The sequence below is a fragment of the Thermomonas sp. genome, assembly GCF_025993755.1.
GTDB lineage: Bacteria > Pseudomonadota > Gammaproteobacteria > Xanthomonadales > Xanthomonadaceae > Thermomonas.
In genome coordinates this window covers 26,889-44,425 of the sequence record NZ_JAMQHN010000006.1, presented here as the reverse complement: position 1 = coordinate 44,425, position 17,537 = coordinate 26,889, and the positions used below count along the sequence as shown (strand labels likewise).

Here is a 17,537-nt window from a genome sequence, read left to right as displayed (position 1 = left end):
GGACATGCCGCACCTCGAGCACGTCGACCGCGAACTGGATGGTCGACATGCAGTTGAGATCGGTGTGTACCATCACGTTGGCGATGTTGCGATGGACGAACACCTGCCCCGGCTCCAGCCCGAGGATCTGGTTGGAGGGCACCCGCGAATCCGAACAACCGATCCACAGGTACCTGGGGGATTGCTGCTGCGACAGGCGATGGAAGAACTCCGGGTCCTCGCGGCACATGCCGTCGGCCCAGTCATGGTTGCTGCGCAGCAGGGCTTCAAGTTCTTTTTTCAACGGATGCTCCGGATGATGGACAGGTCATTTTAATCCTCGCGCAACGACCGCTGGCAGTGCGGGCACAGGAACAGCGGGCGCGAATTGCTGGTGATCCGCGCGATCGGCGTGCCGCAGCGTTCGCAGGGTTCGCCTTCGCGCTGGAAGACGTGGAAGCGGAATGCCTCGCCCTCGTGGGCCTGATAGTCCTCGCGCAGGCCCGGCTTGGGCTCGACGCCGCGGGTCTGATAGCTCAGCCGCGGCACGGCCAGCAGCGCTTTGGCCAGTTGTCTGGTCTGCCCCGCGTCGAGATCGCAGGGGCGCAGGGCCGGATGCAGCCCGACCGCGTAGAGGATCTCGGCGCGCAGATAGTTGCCAAGGCCGGCGAGGAACCCCTGGTCGAGCAGCAGCCCGCCGAGCGCGCGATTGCGGAATGTCGGGGACTGCAGGCGCTGCACGACCTGTGTGTTCGTCAGCGACGGATCCAGCACGTCCGGGCCCAACCCCTGCAGGAACGGATGATTCCCGATCTCGTCCGACCGCCACAGTTCGATGTCGGTGGCGGAATACAGCAGGATGGCGCTGCGCGCCGTTTCCAGCGCCACCCGCAGGCTGCGCGTGGTGTCCGGCCAGCGCCCGGCGTCGGCCACCTTCCAGACGCCGTAGAGCTGGTTGTGGGTGTAGAGCGTCCAGCCGTTGTCGAAAGCGGTCAGCAGCGCCTTGCCGCGCGGCGTGATGGCGCGGATGCGGTGTCCGCGCAGGACGCGTTCGAAGTGCTTGAGCCGCGGGAATGCGAACGTCACGCGCTGCAGGGGATCGCCGACGATGGCCGCTGCCAACCGATCGGCAGCGCGCCGGATTTCAGGGCCTTCGGGCATCCGGCGATTCTACCCGGCGGGCGCGAATGCCTCGCGGCGGCGGTGCGCCGGGCAGTGCCGCGATGCAAGAAGCCAGGCGGCAGAGCTTGGCCCTCGAATCGTTTGGTGCCGGAGGTGGGACTCGAACCCACACGCTTTCAAGGGCGGCGGATTTTGAGTCCGCTGCGTCTACCGATTCCGCCACTCCGGCGCGGACGCGCAGTATAGCCGAGCGCGACGCTCAGGCGACCTTGTCGGCGAGCAATTCCGCGTGCGCGAGCGTGCGCAGGAAGCCGGCGACGGCCGGGGCGAAGCGTTCGGCGTCGACCAGGAAGGCGTCGTGGCCCTGCGGCGAGGGCAGCGGAAGGAAGCGGGTCTCGGTGCCGGCGCGGCGCAGGCCGGCGGCGATTTCTTCCTGCTGCTGGATCGGGAACAGGATGTCGGTCTTCACCCCGATCACCAGCGCGCGTTCGACGCCTTCGATGCGCGACAGCGCCTGCACGGAATCGCCATCGGCGGTTTCGCCGAGGTCGAACCAGTCGATGGAACGGCTCAGGTAGAGGTAGCTGTTCGGGTCGTAGTGGTGGACGAAGCGGCGGGCGTGGGCTTCCAGATAGCCTTCGACCTCGAATTCCGCGCCGAAGGGTTCGTCGTCGTCGCGGTGCTCGGAATCCAGGCGCACGCGGCCGAAACGGCCGTCCCATTCCAGCGCCGAACGATAGGTCATCACGCCGAGCTTGCGCGCCATGCCCATGCCGTTTTCGGGATAGGTCCGTTCGTCGTAGTTGCCGCCGTTCCAGTTCGGGTCGTTGCGGATCGCCTCGCGCTGCAGCGAGCGGATGGCGATGGAAAACGGCAGCGCGCGGGCGGCGCCGCAGATGTTGATGTGGTTGCGGGCAACGCCGGGATGGCGGCTGAGGAAGGCAAGCGCGGTCATCGCGCCCATCGAATTGCCGATCAGGCAGGCGAGTTGGTCGATGCCGAGCCCGCGCACCAGTTCGGCGGCCGCGTCGGCACCGTCCTCGATCGACAGGTCGGGATAGTCGAGGCGATAGGCTTTGCCGGTGTCGGGATTGAGCGATGCCGGGCCGGTGCTGCCCTTGCAGCTGCCGAGCGCGTTCACGCAGATCACGAACCAGCGGCCGGTGTCGATCGGCTTGCCGGTGCCGATCATCCATTCCCACCAGCCCGGGGCCGGATTGGCGGCGCTGGACGCGGCGTGGGCGTCCGGCGACATGCCCGGCAGGATCAGGATGGCGTTGCCGCGGTCCGCGTCGAGCGTACCCCAGGTTTCGTAAGCCACGCGCGCGCCGTGCAGCGCGCCGCCGCGTTTCATCGGAAAAGGCGAGTCGAGGTCGAACCAGCGGGTTCCGGGAGGGATGAATTCGAACATGGCGGAGCATCGTGAAGCGATGCCCCATCATCGCCCCTGCGCGCCGCGTCGGGCATGCCGTTTGGGCATAAGGGCATAGCCCGATCGGAGCGCGTTCAGTGCGCGCCGATCACCAGTTCGACCGGCGCCGTGGCGGGCAGGTGGACGCGTACCGGCCTGGACTGGTGCGCGTTTGGATCGGAATTGGCGCTGCCGTCGAGCGAAATCCGCGCCAGCAGCTCGACTTCCTGAACCTGCGAGAGCTTGAGCGTGGGCATCGGGCTGTCGGCGTCGCTCAGGCTGGCGGTGAAGGGCAGGCTGGCGGCGGGATGGCGCTGGGCCGCGACCGGGATGGGCGAGCCGTCGGTCTGCCTCGCGATCAGGAAGACGCTGGCGCCGGGGGGAATCTGGCGGGCCAGTGACGGATCCAGCGATATCCGAGCGCTGAGCAGGGGGGCAGGAGCGGCCGGTTCCGGCAGCGGCGGCAGGCCGGCATCGGCGCGGGCGAGGTTGATCTGTTCGCGCAGGTTGCCTGCGGTCTGGGCATCGACCTGATCGAGCAGCGGTGCCCAGGTGGCGGCGGCGTCGGCGTTCTTGCCGGATTGGCGCTGCGTGACACCGAGGAACCAGCGTGCGCGCTGGTGGGCCGGGTTGGCCTTCAGGGCCGATTGCAGCAGGGCAACGGCCTGGGCGTCGAAGCGGCGTTCGGGGTCGACGAGCGCCCGCGCTTGCGCGGCCTCGGTGAGGATGTCGGGGTTGTCCGGCGCCAGCGTGGCGGCCTTGCCCAGCGCGTCGCGCGCCTTCGCCGGCTGGTTCTCGCGCTGGTAAGCCTGGGCCAGCAGAGCCCAGCCCTCGGGCTGGTTGGGGTTGTCGCGCAGCGCCGCTTCCAGCTGGGTGATGGCTTCGGACAGCGTCTGCGGGCCGCGCACAGCGGCCGGATCGAGCGCCTGCGGGGTGCCGACGAGGCGATACAGCAGACCGACTGAAAGCAGGGCCAGCACGCCCACGCCCAGCGCGACCGCGCGGGCGTCCTTCCACAGTGGGCGCAGCATCAGCGCGAACACGGCGACGCCGAGCAGGCCGGCGATTGCGTAAAAGGCGGGCATCACCACTCCTGCGAATCGTCGGGATCGCCTTCGGTCGCCGTCGTCGCGGTATCGGCAGGCTTGCGGCGGCGCACGATCGCGACCAGCGCGCCGGCGCCGACCAGCAGGATCACGGCCGGCCCCGCCCACAGCAGCCAGGTGCGGCCTTCCAGCGGTGGCTTGTAGAGCACGAATTCGCCGTAGCGCTGGACCAGGAAGGCCTTGATGTCGTCGTCGCTGCGGCCTTCGCGCATCAGGTCGAGCACTTCACGGCGCAGCTGCAGGGCAATCATCGCGTGCGAATCGGCCAGCGACTGGTTCTGGCACATCACGCAGCGCAGTTGCAGGGTGAGGTCGTGGAAGCGCGCCTCCTCGGCGGGGCTGTCGAAGCGCAGCGGCGCGGCGTCGGCTTCCTGATTCGCCTGGGCGAAGGCGGGCTGCGCCACGCCCACAGCCGCGACCAGCAGCAGCCCAAGCGCCGCGCCGGCGATGTGACGCATCGAGGACAGGCGCATCAGCGCGATCCTTCGAACCGGGTCAGCGCGGGCAGCAACTCGTTCTGGATGATGGCGTCGTCGAGCGGACCGACGTGCTTCCAGCGGATGATGCCCTTGCCATCGACGAGGAAGGATTCCGGCGCGCCGTAGATGCCCCAGTCGATCGCGGCGCGACCGTCCTGGTCGGCGACGACCACCATGTAGGGATTGCCGAAGTGTTCGAGCCAGCGCAGCGCGTCGGCGCTCTCGTCCTTCCAGTTGTAGCCGACCACGCGCAGGCGCTTGGTTTCGGCGAAGCGGGTCAACACCGGATGCTCTGCCTGGCATTCCACGCACCAGCTGCCCCAGACGTTGAGCAGAAAGGGTTGGCCTTTCAGGTCCGACAGGGACACGGTGTACGACGGATCGTGCAGTACGGGCAGCGTGAACGCTGGCGCCGGCTTGTCCAGCAGCGCCGAGGGCAGGGCATCGCGATTGGGCTTGCGGCTCATCCACACGCCGGCCGCGAGCAGCGCGGCGAGCACGATGAAACCGGCCAGCGGCAGCCAGCGCGAGGGCTTCATGCGTTGGCTCCCTGCGGTGATCCTGTGGCGGCGCCCGTGGGCAGCGGTGCCGCTGCGGGCGCGGCATCGGAGCGGGCGGGCGCATCGGCGCGTCGAGGCTCGCTGGCGCGCACGCGGAAGCGCTTGTCGCTGGCCGTCACAGCGGCGCCCAGCGCCATCAGCAGCGCGCCGGCCCAGATCCAGCGTACGAACGGTTTGACGTACACGCGCATCGCCCAGGTGTCGTTGCCGAGCGATTCACCGATGGCGACATAGGTATCGACCAGCAGGCCCGCCGCGATGCCGGATTCGGTCATCACCTGACCGCCGGCCAGATAGCGGCGTTTTTCCGGATGCAAGGTGGCCTGCAGCTTGCCGTCATGGAGCACCTGCACGGTGCCGTAATCGGACACGTAGTTCGGGCCGCGAACTTCCCGGATGCCGTCGAAGCGGAAACCGTAGCCGCCCAGTTCCAGCGTGCTGCCGGCGCGGACCGCCAACTCGCGCTGCTGGCCCAGGCCTTCGACCAGCAGGGCGCCGATCAGGAACACGGCGATGCCCAGATGCGCTAGGCTCATGCCGAGCATTTCGCGGGTCATGCGGCCGCTGTTGCCCAGGCGCTGCCAGATGAAGCGCAGGGTGCCGGCGCCGACCCAGACCGCGCCGAGCACGCCCAGTGCGGTTTTCCACTGGCCCTGCGGGGCGAGGAAGAAGGCCACGACGGCGGCCGCCGCGGCCAGTGCCGCCCACGGCGCCAGCAACCGCAGCGGCGTGCGCAGGTCGTCACGCTGCCAGCGCGCCAACGGCCCCAGCGGCAGCAGCGCCACCAGCGGCGCCATCAGCAGCAGGAACATCAGCGCGAAATACGGCGGACCGACCGAAATCTTTCCCAGATCCAGCGCATCGGCCAGCAGCGGGTACAGCGTGCCGAGCAGCACCATCGCGCAGGCGGTGGTCAGCAGCAGGTTGTTGATCAGCAGCAAGGTCTCGCGCGAACGCGTGGCGAATGGCTTGGCGTCGATTTCGGTATCCGGTGCGCGCAGCGCGTACAGCACCAGCGAACCGCCGATGACGATGCCGAGGAAGATCAGGATGAACAGGCCGCGACCCGGATCGGCGGCGAAGGCGTGAACCGAGGTCAGCACGCCGGAGCGCACCAGGAAGGTGCCCAGCAGCGACAGCGAGAAGGCCGCGATCGCCAGCAGCAGGGTCCAGCCGCCGAAGCTGCCGCGCTTTTCGGTGGTGGCCTGCGAATGGATCAGCGCCGCGCCGACCAGCCACGGCATGAAGCTGGCGTTCTCCACCGGGTCCCAGAACCACCAGCCGCCCCAGCCCAGTTCGTAATAGGCCCACCAGCTGCCGATGGCGATGCCCAGAGTCAGGAAGGCCCAGGCGGCGTTCGTCCACGGCCGGGTCCAGCGCAGCCACTGGGCGTCGATGCGGCGTTCGAGCAAGGCGTCGATGGCGAACGCGAACGGCACCGAGAACCCGACGTAGCCGGCGTACAGCATCGGCGGATGCATGATCAGCCCGGGATCCTGCAGCAGCGGGTTGAGGTCGTGGCCTTCGCCGGCGGCCGGCAGCAGCCGCGCGAACGGGTTGCTGGTGAAGAACAGGAAGGCGAGGAAGCCCAGCGCCACGACGCCCATGACTCCCAGCACCCGCGCCACGGTGGCCTCGGGCAACGATTGCGAAAAGCGCGCCACGGCGGTGGTCCAGATCGCCAGCACCAGCGCCCACAGCAGCAGCGAGCCTTCGTGCGAGCCCCAGACCGCGGTGAAGCGGTACAGCGTCGGCAGCAGCGAGTTGGAGTTGTCGGCGACGTACTTCACCGAGAAGTCGCCGGTGACGAAAGCCCAGGTGAGCAGCGCGAAGGCCAGGCCGACGGCGAGCAACTGCAGATAGGCGGCGGGCCTGGCCACCGCCATCAGCGCGCGGTCGTTGCGGTGTGCGCCCAGCAGCGGCAGCGCCGCCTGCATCAGCGCGACCATCAGCGCCAGCGCCAGGGCGAACTGGCCCAGTTCCGGCAGCATTACTGCAAGCCCTCCGCTGGCGTGGCCGGCGCGGCGTCCACGTTGTGCTTGCGGTGCGCCTCGGCCATCTTGTCGGCGACTTCGCGCGGCATGTAGGTTTCGTCGTGCTTGGCCAGCACTTCTTCGGCCACGAACACGTTGCCGCGCATCCGGCCGGTGGCGACGACCGACTGGTTCTCGCGGAACAGGTCGGGAAGGATGCCGGTGTAGACGACCGGCAATTTCGCGTCGCCGTCGTCGACCAGGAAGTGCGCTTCCATCGAACCGGGCTCGCGCCGGAACGAGCCCGAAGCGACCATGCCGCCGAGGCGGAAGCGCGACTGGCCGCTGGTGACGCCGCTGCCGGCGCTGCCGTCGAGCACTTCGTGTGGGGTATAGAGATAGGCGGCGTTGTGCTGCAGCGCGAGCGCGGCCAACGCGGTGGCGATCCCGCCGGCGGCGGCCAGGGCGAGGACGAGGATCAGGCGGCGTTTGCGGGTCGGGTGCATGATGTCGGGTTCATCCGCGCGACAGCGGCGCGTCGGAGGGGGGATTCTGCGCGGACAGCGCGCGGCGCTGGCGATTGCGGATGGCGCGCAGGGCGGAGCGTGCCAGCAGCTTCGGGACGAGGTAGTCCCAGGCCAGCATCACGGCGAACACCGCGTAGGCGGCGATGACGTAATCGCGGTAGCTCATGGGGTCTCCCCGCAGGCCAGCTGGGCGGTCCAGTGCTTGCCGGCTTCGCGCCGCAAATTGTCGGCGCGCGCGCGTGCCAGCAGCGAACCGGCGAACCACAGGTGGGTGCCGGCCACCATCCACCACAGCGGCGGCAGCATGCTCGGGTCCATGTGCGACTGCCCGAACAGGACGATGGTCTGGCCCTGGTGCAGCGAGTTCCACCACACCACCGACCAGCGGATCACCGGCAGCAGGGCGACCCCGACGATGGCCAGCAGGCCGGCGGCGCGTGCGGCGTTGCGGCGGTCGTCGATGGCGGCATACAGACCCATCACGCCCAGGTACAGGAACAGCAGGATCAGTTCGGTGGTCAGCCGCGGGTCCCAGCTCCACCAGGTGCCCCACATCGGCTTGCCCCAGATCATCCCGGTAGCGAGGGTGACGACGGTGAACGCCGCGCCGGTGGGCGCGCAGGCCATGGCGAGGATTTCGCACAGCTTGATCCGCCAGACCAGGGCGATGGCGGAGTAGATCGCCATCAGCGCGAAGACGCCCATGCTCATCCACGCCGAAGGGACGTGGATGTAGAGAATGCGGAAGCTGTCGCCCTGCTGGTAGTCGGCGGGCACCTGCCACAGTGCACCATACGTACCGACGGCGATCGCGACCATCCCGAGCAGGTACGCCCAGGGCGCCCAGCGCTGCGCGAATCGGTCAAAGTACGGCGGCGAGCCGAGTTGGTGGAACCAGCGTATCAGGGGAGACATCGTGGCCTGTGCGGGGGGCGGCTGCGAGAGACACCGCGACAATCCCGCAAGGATACCAGCGCCGGCCGTTGCCCGCCTTGATCCAAGGCAGGGTGAACCGTCGCCGCAGGACTTTGCCTGCTGCCTTGTGCTTGGCGGCTTCCATGGTGTGCTCTCGGAGGGGCGGAATTCGGACGGCATGGCCGATTACCGCCTCAAATGCCGATACTGGGAAGAGGGGAGATTGCACTTCCGGAAGACATTGCCCCCGCAGCATGACGCCCGCGCCGGGGCAGGCTAGACTCCGCCGAAGGCTGCCTGCGAGGAATTGCCCGTGCGTCCGACCGATGTGCGCGATCCGCAGTATTTCCACAAGGTGGTGGACTGCCAGTGGGCCTGTCCGTCGCACACGCCGGTGCCGGAATACATCCGCCTGATCGCGGCCGGCCGCTACACCGACGCCTACCTCGTCAACTGGGAATCGAACGTGTTCCCAGGCATCCTCGGGCGCACCTGCGATCGTCCCTGCGAGCCGGCCTGCCGGCGCGGGCGGGTGGAGGAGAAGAACACCGGCAACCCCGAGCCGGTGGCGATTTGCCGGCTCAAGCGCGTGGCCGCCGATCACAAGGACCCGGACGTTGCCGCGCGGCTGCGGGAAAAGCTGCCGCCGACGGCGCCGCGCAACGGCAAGCGCATCGCCTGCGTCGGCGGCGGGCCGTCGTCGCTGACCGTGGCCCGCGACCTGGCGCCGCTGGGCTATGACGTCACGGTGTTCGAGGCCGATCCCAAGCCCGGCGGCTTCATGCGCACCCAGGTGCCGCGCTTTCGCCTGCCCGAGCGGGTGATCGACGAGGAGACCGGCTACATCCTCGACCTCGGGGTGAACTTCGTCGGCAACCGTCGCATCGAGTCGATGAAGGCGCTGCTGGCGGAAGGCTGGGACGCGGTCTTCGTCGGCTGCGGCGCGCCGCGCGGGCGCGATCTCGACCTGCCGGGCCGGCAGGAAGCGGCCGCGCAGATCCACGTCGGCCTCGACTGGCTGGCGAACGTGTATTTCGGCCACGTCACGCAAGTCGGCAAGCGCGTGCTGGTGCTGGGCGGCGGCAATACCGCGATGGACTGCTGCCGCAGCGCGCGGCGGCTGGGTGGCGAATCCGTCACCGTGCTGGTGCGCTCGACCTTCGAGGACATGAAGGCCAGTCCGTGGGAGAAGGAGGACGCCATGCACGAGGGCATCCCGATCCTGCCCTGCCGCGTGCCCAAGGCCTTCCTGCATGAGAACGACAGGCTGGTCGGCATGCGTTTCGAGATCGTGCAATCCGTCTATGACGACAGCGGCCGCCGCAAGCTGGTGCCGACCGGCGAGCCGGACGAGGATCATCCCTGCGATGAGGTGCTGATCGCGGTCGGGCAGGAAAACGCCTTCCCGTGGATCGAACGCGATTGCGGCATCGCCTTCGGACAGTGGGACATGCCGGTGGTGGACAAGGCGACGATGCAGTCCTCGCTGCCGCAGGTGCTGTTCGGCGGCGACGCCGCGTTCGGGCCGAAGAACATCATCTGGGCGGTGGCGCATGGCCACGAGGCGGCGGTGTCGATCCACCAGTTGCTCTCGGGCGCGGACCCGGCGATTCGCCCGCCGCCGACCACCAATTTGATGTCGCAGAAGATGGGCATCCACGAGTGGAGCTACGACAACGAGATCGTGCGCGACGAGCGCTTCATCGTGCCCTGGGCCGAGCAGGCGAAGAAGCTCGACTCGATGACGGTCGAGGTGGAGCTGGGCTTCGACGCGGCGACCGCGTTCAAGGAGGCGCAGCGCTGCCTGAACTGCGACGTGCAGACGGTGTTCACCGACCAGCTGTGCATCGAGTGCGACGCCTGCGTGGACATCTGCCCGATGGACAGCATCACCTTCACCACCAACGGCGAGGAGGACGACCTGCGCAAGCGGCTGAGCGCGCCCGCGGTCAACCTGGCTCAGGACCTGTACGTCTCCGGCGAGCTCCGGACCGGGCGGGTGATGGTCAAGGACGAAGACGTGTGCCTGCACTGCGGGCTGTGCGCCGAGCGCTGCCCGACCGGCGCCTGGGACATGCGCAAGTATCTATTCCAGCAACCCCACGCCGGCGCCGGTTGCGGCGGGCAGGAGACGCCCTCGTGACCGAGCCGCCCATCGCCGCCACCAACGACTTCGTCGTCAAGTTCGCCAACGTCAACGGCTCCGGATCGGCGTCGGCGAACGAGCTGTTCGCCAAGTCCATCCTGCGCATGGGCGTCCCGGTGTCGCCGCGCAACATCTTCCCGTCCAACATCCAGGGCCTGCCGACCTGGTACGAGGTGCGCGTCACCGAGGCAGGCTGGCTCGGCCGTCGCGGCGGCGGCGTCGAGCTGATGGTGGCGATGAACCCGCAGACCTGGGCCCAGGACGTGGCCGAAATCGCGCCGGGCGGCTATCTGTTCCACGACAGCACCAAGTCGCTGCCGGCGTCGAAGTTCCGCGACGACATCACCGTGATCGGGATGCCGCTGACCGCGATCTGCAACGCGACCTACGCCGATCCGCGCCAGCGCCAGCTGTTCAAGAACATCATGTACGTCGGCGCGCTCTCGCAGTTGCTGGGCATCGAGGCCGAGGTCATCGAGCAGCTGATCGGCGAGCAATACCGCAGCAAGGAGAAGCTGCTGGTCGCCAACCGCGAGGCGCTGCACCTGGGCCGCGACCACGCCCGCGAGCAGATCGGCGATGCGGTGCGCCTGCGCGTGCGGCGCGCCGACAACGTCGGCAAGCGCATTTTCGTCGATGGCAATTCGGCGGCCGCGCTCGGCTGCGTGTACGGCGGCGCGACGGTGTGCGCGTGGTATCCGATCACGCCCTCGTCGTCCTGCGCCGAAGCGTTCGAGCGCTATTGCGGGAAGTTGCGCAAGGACGCGCAAGGGCACAGCCGCTACGCGATCGTGCAGGCGGAGGACGAGATCGCCTCGATCGGCATGGTGGTCGGCGCCGGCTGGAACGGCGCGCGCGCCTTCACCACGACCTCGGGGCCGGGGATCTCGCTGATGAGCGAGTTCATCGGTCTGGCCTACTTCGCCGAGATTCCGGTCACCCTGATCGACGTGCAGCGCGGCGGTCCCTCCACCGGCATGCCGACCCGCACCCAGCAATCCGACGTCCTGCTCTGCGCCTACGCCTCGCATGGCGACACCAAGCACGTCCTGCTGCTGCCCGAGGATCCGTACGAGTGTTTCGAGTTCGCCGCCACCGCGCTCGATCTGGCCGATCGCCTGCAGACCCCGGTGTTCGTGCTCACCGATCTGGACATCGGCATGAACCAGCGCCTGTGCGAGCCGTTCGCCTGGGAGCCGTCGCGCCGCTACGACCGCGGCAAGGTGATGACCGTCGAGGAACTGGAAGCCGGGCGCGATTTCGGCCGCTATCTCGACGTTGATGGCGACGGCATTCCCTACCGCACCTATCCCGGAACCCATCCGACCAAGGGCGGCTATTTCACCCGCGGCACCTCGCGCGACGCCTATGCGCGCTATTCCGAGCGCGGCGCCGACTACATCTACAACATGGAGCGGCTGCTGAAGAAGTTCGACACCGCCCGATCGCTGGTGCCGCAGCCGGTGCTGCATCGAGCCGCGCAGCCGACCCGGGACGGCGCGATCTTCTTCGGGTCCACCAGCCCGGCGATGGCCGAGGCAAGGGCCTTGCTCGATGATCGCGGTCTTCACCTCGACACGCTGCGGCTGCGCGCGTTTCCGTTCCCGGACGCGGTCGCGAAGTTCATCGCGTCCCACGATCGGGTGTTCGTGGTCGAACAGAACCGCGACGCGCAGATGAAATCCCTGCTGGTGAACGAGCTGGGCATCGATCCGGCGAAGCTGGTCTCGATCCTGCACTTCGACGGCACCCCGATCACCGCGCGCTTCATCGCCGGCGCCATCTCCAACGCGTTGGCTGCGCCGGCCCCGAGCACGACGCCGCAGGAGCAGGCCGCATGACCTACCTCGCCAAGCCCAAGATCCACCACCCCAGCCTGACCCGCAACAAGGTCGGTTATACCCGCCGCGACTACGAGGGCGCCGTCTCCACCCTGTGCGCCGGTTGCGGGCACGATTCGATTTCGGCGGCGATCATCCAGGCCTGCTGGGAACTGGACATCGAGCCGCATCGCGTCGCCAAGCTCTCCGGCATCGGCTGCAGCTCGAAGACGCCGACGTATTTCCTCGGCAACTCGCATGGGTTCAATACCGTGCATGGGCGCATGCCCTCGGTGCTCACCGGTGCCAACCTCGCCAACCGCGACCTGCTGTACCTGGGCGTGTCCGGCGACGGCGACAGCGCCTCGATCGGCATCGGCCAGTTCGTACACGCGCTGCGACGCGGCGTGAACATGGTCTACATCGTCGAGAACAACGGCGTGTACGGCCTGACCAAGGGGCAGTTCTCGGCCACAGCCGACCAGGGCTCGGTGTCGAAGAAGGGCGTGGTCAATACCGACGCGCCGCTCGACCTGGTCGGCATGGCGTTGCAGCTCGGCGCGACCTACGTGGCGCGCGGGTTTTCCGGCGACAAGCGCCAGCTCGTTCCGCTGATCAAGGGCGCGATGCAACATCCGGGCGCGGCGCTGATCGACGTCATCAGCCCCTGCGTGGCGTTCAACAACCACGCCGGCAGCACCAAGAGCTACGAATTCGTGCGGGACCACAACGAGGTCGCCAACCGCCTGGACTTCGTGCCCTGCCGCGACGAGATCGTGGTCGATTACGCATCTGGCAGCGTGCTGGACGTCGAGCTGCACGACGGCAGCGTGCTGCGCCTGCGCAAGCTGGCGGCCACCTACGATGCGCGCGATCGCACCGCGGCAATCCGCTACGCGCGCACCGCGGCGGCCGAGGGCGAGATCGCCACCGGGCTGCTGTACGTCGATCCGGACCCCCGCGACCTGCACCAGCACCTGAACACCGTGACGACGCCGTTCAACCAGCTGGGCGAAGCCGAGCTGTGCCCGGGCAATGCGGCGCTGGAGGCGATCAACGCGGCGCTGCGCTGATCGCGTGCCGTCGCCGTTCGTGGGCAGGTGACCTTCGGCAGGTTCGCGATCGGGGCCGCCGCCGCATGCTGGGCGCTGCGCACGGGTCGCCAACAGCGGAGGAAGGTCGATGTCGAAGGAAGTACCGGGCGCGCCGGATCGGCGCCGTTTCCTCGGGATGACCGCCGCCGGCGCGGCCACGCTGGGGCTGGGATTTGCGGCATCGGGACGCGGTTCGGCGCCGGCACACGGAATGGGCACTTCCGCGCTGCCGCCCTCGATCGCAGCCCTTTCGTCGGTGCTGGACAAGGCGGTTCCCATCGGCGACGACGAATACCGCGCGCGGCTGGCCAAGGCGCAGCGGCTGATGGCCGAACAGGGGATGGATGCGCTGTTCGTCGGTGCGGGAACCTCGCTGAAGTATTTCGTCGATCTGAACTGGTGGGGCAGCGAGCGCACCGCCGGCGTGCTGCTGGCCCGCCATGGCGATCCGGTCTACATCACTCCCGATTTCGAACGCAGCCGAGCGCTGGAGCAGATCCGTTTCGGCAAGGATGTGCGCACCTGGCAGGAGAACGAAAGCCCGTTCGCGCTGATTGCAGACACCCTGCGCGGCATGGGCGTGGCCACCGGCACGCTGGGCATCGAGGAAAAGGTGCCGTTCTTCATCGCCGAGGGCATCGCGCAGGCCGCGCCGCAGCTGAAGCTGGCCAACGCCACGCCGGTGACGGCCGGCTGCCGCGCGGTGAAGTCGGAGGCGGAAATCGCGCTGCTGCAGATCGCCAACGATGCCACGCTCGCCTGCTATCGCGCAGTCTGGCAGGCGCTGCAGCCGGGCATGACCCAGCAGGACGTGCAGGCGCTGGTGGCGCAGGCCTACGGACGCATGGGCGTGCGCGGGGCCGTCGACATCAACGTCGGCAAGTACACCGCGCAGCCGCACGGTTCGATCGAGCCGCAGCGGATCGTCGAAGGCACGGTGGTCATCCTCGACGACGGCTGCCAGGTGCACGGCTACACCAGCGACATCACCCGCACCTTCGTGCTCGGCAAGGCCACGGACAAGATGAAGCGCGTGTTCGCGCTGGTGCAGAAGGCGCAGATCGCCGCCCGCGAGGCCGCGCGCACCGGCGGGATGATGGGCGACATCGACGCCGCCGCGCGCAAGGTCATCGCCGATGGCGGCTACGGGCCCGGCTATCGGTTCTTCACCCACCGCCTCGGCCACGGCATCGGCATGGACATGCACGAGTGGTACTACGCCGTGGGCGACAGCCGGCAGCCGATCCTGTCGAACATGACCCTGAGCGACGAACCCGGCGTCTATATCCCGGGCGAGTTTGGTGTCCGGCTGGAAGAGTGCATGGTGACTACGCCCGAAGGCGGGCGCTGGTTCACCCCGCAGAGCCCGTCGATCGAACAGCCGTTCGGGTGAGGCCGCGTCACCGGAAGTCCGGGTTTCCCGGGGCTTCCGACCGATGGCCGCGGCGCATCGAACGATGCGGCTGGTTTCATCACCGATCCGGCCCTGAATCCGCTGCCGGCGCCACCTGCAGCTGGCCGTTGCCGGCGACGCGGAAGCGTCCGACCCGCACGTTGCCGGTGCGTTCCAGCAGGCGCATGTTGATCGACTGCTGGCGCAGCCCGGGGGTGCCGAAGCCGGTCTGCAGGGCCACGTTGATGGTCGCGCCGCGCGCCATCTGGGCGAGGCGACTGCCGAAGTACACCACCGACACCGTGTAGTCGCCTGGCTTGGGATCGCGCAGGATGAACTCCTCGGGCCCGTAGCCGCCGGTGAAGTCGCGCGACAGCGCGCCGCCCTGGTAGCTGCTGCGGTGGGCGTAATAGACCTCTTCGCCGTTCGGGTCGGTCACGTGCAGGTCGATGTCGGTGTCGTTGAGATCCCAGCGCAGCGTCACGCGCAGGCCCACCGGCAGCGCCAGCGCGGTGTCCTCGCCGGCGTCGCGCAGCGCCGCGCCGGGGCAGCGGCTGTGCAGGTCGTTGCGCTCGGCCAGGGCAATCAGGCCGATGTCGGCAAAACGCGAATTCCACGGCGAATCGACCACGTGCTGGAACAGGTCCAGCGCTTCGCGGCAGGTGGCCGGCGTCGCCAACGCCAGCGCCAGATCGCGGAACGACTGCGGTTCGTCCGGCGCGATGTCGCGAATCCGGCGCAGCAGCACGATGGCTTCCTGCGTCATGCCGGCCTGCTGCAGCCGGTAGGCGACCAGCCGCAGCGCCGCCTGCTGGGTCGGCATCAGTTCGACGATGTTGCTCAGCACCCGCCAGCCCAGCGTGCGATCGCCCAGCTCGAACAGGCGCTGGGCCACGTCGAAGTGAAAGGCCGGGCTCTGGCCGTACTGCGCGCGCAGGTCGAGGTAGCGCTGGTAGAGCGCGGCGGCGCTTTGCGCGGTGCCCAGCTCGGCGACATAGGGCGAATCCATCGCCACCGCCTGCAATTGCATGCTGATGGCGGGTTGATTGGCAGGTACAACCGTTCCCGGCGCCATCAGTGCGACCGAGCCGAGCACTGCAGAGGAATCGATGCGCGCTGCCGACGGTGGTGGCGGTGGTGGTGGCGCCGAGGATTCCGCCAACGGGGCTTCCATCGGTGCCGGCGAGGGCGAGGCCATCGTGGCTGCGGCGGAATCCGAAGCCTCCTCCCGCGCGTCGCCGCCTCCCACCTTGGGTTGGCGCGGCGGTGCGCCCTTCGGGAAGGACGTGTTCCACCATTCGATGCGCTGCTGCCAGCCCTGCGCGATCGCGCGCGCGTTGGCGGCCCAGTCCTGCGCCTTCTCGTTTTCCCGCTCGGCGCGGCGGGCCAGCACCCGCGCGTACAGATCGGCGTCGGCCTGCGAGGGCAGGATGCCGTAGCGGACGTAATCGTCGTCGCGTTCCAGCACCAGCAGGCTGGTCTCGCGATTGGGCACGCCGAAGCGCTGGCCCAATTCGGCCAATCGCGCGGCGTTGCTTTGCGGCTGGGCCTCCAGATCCTCGGCCTGCCAGACGGCGCACCAGAATGCGGCCAGCTCCGAGGCGCGCAGTTCGCTGGCACTGTGGCGGCGGATCGCGGCGCCGGTCGCCGTGGCGTGGGCGACTGGCAGGCGCGGCGTCGCATCCGGATCCGGGGAGACATGGCAGCCGCGCAGCGCGCCGCTGTCGGTGGCGATGCTTTCCATGTGCCAGTCGCCATCCAGCACGCCCAGTCGGGCTTCCAGCGCCGGCGTGCGGGTCAGCGCGCCCACCGCATCGGCGGGTGTGATCGTCGCCAGATCCAGTACCTGACCGCCGGATCGGGTCAGCCAGCGCGCCAGCGCGGGATCGCCGACGCCGCGCGCGATCACGAACACCGGCATGCTGGCAGCGGGCGCCATCCGGCCGGGCAAGGTGTTGACCGCATCGCTGAACAGAAGCACGCGGTCGACCCGACCGCTGGCGTCCCAGTCGGCCAGCGCGGTCGCACCGTCGGGCGTTTCGGCGGCCAGCCGCGCGATCAGCGCGTCGATGTCCGCCTGCGAGGCGAGGCGGATCTGGCTGCGCTGCAGGGTTTCGCGCAGCACCGTGAGCTGGATCTCCACCGCGTGACCACGCAGATAGTTCGAAAGCAGCTCCAGTTCGGCGCGACGATCCTTGCCGAGAGTGCTCCAGGAGGCGTCCCAGACGATTTCAAGACGTGCCGGGAATGTCGTCGCTGCGCGCACGGGCTGCGGTGGCACCGGCACTTCCAGCCAGCGCATCCGCAGGCCGTCGTCGAAGCGTGCGGTGAATCCCGCGTCGCCGTCCGGCGCCTGCAGGCACAGGCTGCGAGTGGAGCGTGAGCTGCCGGCATCCCATCGGGACGTCAGTCGTTCGCCGCTGGTGGCCCAGCCCAGGCCGGCATCGCCGCCGTGGGCCAGCGGGCCGCGCACGCTGATGCTGGCCTGCAGCGTGCTGCCCGCGGGCAGGCCGTCGTCGAGCGCGTGTTCCCAACCGCAGGCGCGGCGCTGGCCGAGGCTGGCCACCTCGATCCGTACCCGGCGCTCGCCGTGGGCCGGCACCGGAAACACCCGGATGCGGTAGCTGTTGCCGGCTTCCTTTTCCGCCAGCGCCGGATCGACCTGTCGACGTTCGGTTTCCTCGAACGCCACGCGGGCCTGCACGCGCTCCACCGGCACCGCGTCGCGCAGGCGGCCATCGACGTCGAGCGCATAGCCGCGCAGGCGCTCATTGGCCGCCAGCGGCAGGCGCACCGTGGCTTCCAGCGGGCGATCGTGCGGATTGCGCACCACCAGTTCGATCCGGCGCAGCGCGAACGGCCCGTCCACCGTCCATTCCAGCCCGGTTGCGCGCGTCAGCACGTCGCCATCGACGCGGATCTGCGGAGACTCGGCACCGGCGCGGTTGGGCACGAGGGCGGCGGCGAGGGCGAGGGCGAGCGAGGACAGCGCGGGCAGGGTTCTCATCGAAG

Annotated in this window: 15 protein-coding genes and 1 tRNA gene; 4 read left to right on the top strand and 12 right to left on the bottom strand. The window is 68.9% G+C overall.

The annotated features are described in order from the left end of the window. From Q0X16_RS00545 to Q0X16_RS00495, 11 genes are all read right to left on the bottom strand, one after another. On the bottom strand, nt 1-229 hold a 229-nt coding region (locus Q0X16_RS00545; protein ID WP_297829485.1), incomplete at its 3' end, for a carbonic anhydrase. A gap of 83 nt (nt 230-312) precedes the next feature. After that, the gene (gene nei / locus Q0X16_RS00540) at nt 313-1,140 is read right to left on the bottom strand and encodes an endonuclease VIII (RefSeq protein ID WP_297829482.1); all 828 of its coding nucleotides are present in this window, start codon (nt 1,138-1,140) and stop codon (nt 313-315) included. A 103-nt stretch (nt 1,141-1,243) separates the two neighbouring features. Continuing rightward, nucleotides 1,244-1,330, bottom strand: a tRNA-Leu gene (locus tag Q0X16_RS00535). 30 nt (nt 1,331-1,360) lie between these two features. Continuing rightward, nucleotides 1,361-2,512, bottom strand: a complete 1,152-nt coding sequence (locus tag Q0X16_RS00530) for a homoserine O-acetyltransferase (protein ID WP_297829479.1) — start codon at nt 2,510-2,512, stop codon at nt 1,361-1,363. Nucleotides 2,513-2,607: 95 nt separating this feature from the next. Then, nucleotides 2,608-3,597: a tetratricopeptide repeat protein gene (locus Q0X16_RS00525; protein ID WP_297829476.1), complete on the bottom strand. Its 990-nt coding sequence runs from the start codon at nt 3,595-3,597 to the stop codon at nt 2,608-2,610. After that, nucleotides 3,597-4,091 (bottom strand): cytochrome c-type biogenesis protein, encoded by a 495-nt coding sequence (locus Q0X16_RS00520; RefSeq protein ID WP_297829473.1) that lies wholly within the window; start codon nt 4,089-4,091, stop codon nt 3,597-3,599. The genes Q0X16_RS00525 and Q0X16_RS00520 overlap by 1 nt, the downstream gene beginning before the upstream one ends. Continuing rightward, nucleotides 4,091-4,636, bottom strand: a complete 546-nt coding sequence (locus tag Q0X16_RS00515; protein WP_297829470.1) for a DsbE family thiol:disulfide interchange protein — start codon at nt 4,634-4,636, stop codon at nt 4,091-4,093. Before Q0X16_RS00515 ends, Q0X16_RS00520 begins: the two co-directional genes overlap by 1 nt. Then, nucleotides 4,633-6,648 (bottom strand): heme lyase CcmF/NrfE family subunit, encoded by a 2,016-nt coding sequence (locus tag Q0X16_RS00510; protein ID WP_297829467.1) that lies wholly within the window; start codon nt 6,646-6,648, stop codon nt 4,633-4,635. The genes Q0X16_RS00515 and Q0X16_RS00510 overlap by 4 nt, the downstream gene beginning before the upstream one ends. Beyond that, entirely contained in the window at nt 6,648-7,136 is a 489-nt protein-coding gene (gene ccmE, locus Q0X16_RS00505; protein WP_297829464.1) for a cytochrome c maturation protein CcmE, read from the bottom strand. The genes Q0X16_RS00510 and ccmE overlap by 1 nt, the downstream gene beginning before the upstream one ends. Nucleotides 7,137-7,146: 10 nt before the next feature. Continuing rightward, nucleotides 7,147-7,323 carry a heme exporter protein CcmD gene (locus Q0X16_RS00500; protein WP_297829462.1) on the bottom strand — a complete coding sequence of 59 codons (177 nt, stop codon included), beginning with the start codon at nt 7,321-7,323 and terminating at the stop codon, nt 7,147-7,149. After that, nucleotides 7,320-8,072 (bottom strand): heme ABC transporter permease, encoded by a 753-nt coding sequence (locus Q0X16_RS00495; protein WP_297829459.1) that lies wholly within the window; start codon nt 8,070-8,072, stop codon nt 7,320-7,322. Before Q0X16_RS00495 ends, Q0X16_RS00500 begins: the two co-directional genes overlap by 4 nt. 313 nt (nt 8,073-8,385) lie before the next feature. Here Q0X16_RS00495 and Q0X16_RS00490 point away from each other — a divergent pair, with 313 nt between their 5' ends. The 4 genes from Q0X16_RS00490 to Q0X16_RS00475 all read left to right on the top strand — a co-directional run bounded on the left by Q0X16_RS00490 (nt 8,386) and on the right by Q0X16_RS00475 (nt 14,525). Beyond that, on the top strand, nt 8,386-10,215 hold the full coding sequence (locus tag Q0X16_RS00490) for an FAD-dependent oxidoreductase (protein WP_297829457.1): 1,830 nt from the start codon (nt 8,386-8,388) through the stop codon (nt 10,213-10,215). Further along, entirely contained in the window at nt 10,212-12,059 is a 1,848-nt protein-coding gene (locus Q0X16_RS00485; RefSeq protein ID WP_297829456.1) for a 2-oxoacid:acceptor oxidoreductase subunit alpha, read from the top strand. Before Q0X16_RS00490 ends, Q0X16_RS00485 begins: the two co-directional genes overlap by 4 nt. Continuing rightward, on the top strand, nt 12,056-13,111 hold the full coding sequence (locus Q0X16_RS00480; protein WP_297829452.1) for a 2-oxoacid:ferredoxin oxidoreductase subunit beta: 1,056 nt from the start codon (nt 12,056-12,058) through the stop codon (nt 13,109-13,111). The genes Q0X16_RS00485 and Q0X16_RS00480 overlap by 4 nt, the downstream gene beginning before the upstream one ends. A 109-nt stretch (nt 13,112-13,220) precedes the next feature. Then, entirely contained in the window at nt 13,221-14,525 is a 1,305-nt protein-coding gene (locus Q0X16_RS00475) for a M24 family metallopeptidase (RefSeq protein WP_297829449.1), read from the top strand. 79 nt (nt 14,526-14,604) lie between these two features. Here the strand turns inward: Q0X16_RS00475 and Q0X16_RS00470 are convergent, their stop codons facing one another. Continuing rightward, nucleotides 14,605-17,532 carry a VIT domain-containing protein gene (locus Q0X16_RS00470; RefSeq protein ID WP_297829446.1) on the bottom strand — a complete coding sequence of 976 codons (2,928 nt, stop codon included), beginning with the start codon at nt 17,530-17,532 and terminating at the stop codon, nt 14,605-14,607. Nucleotides 17,533-17,537: the final 5 nt, after the last annotated feature.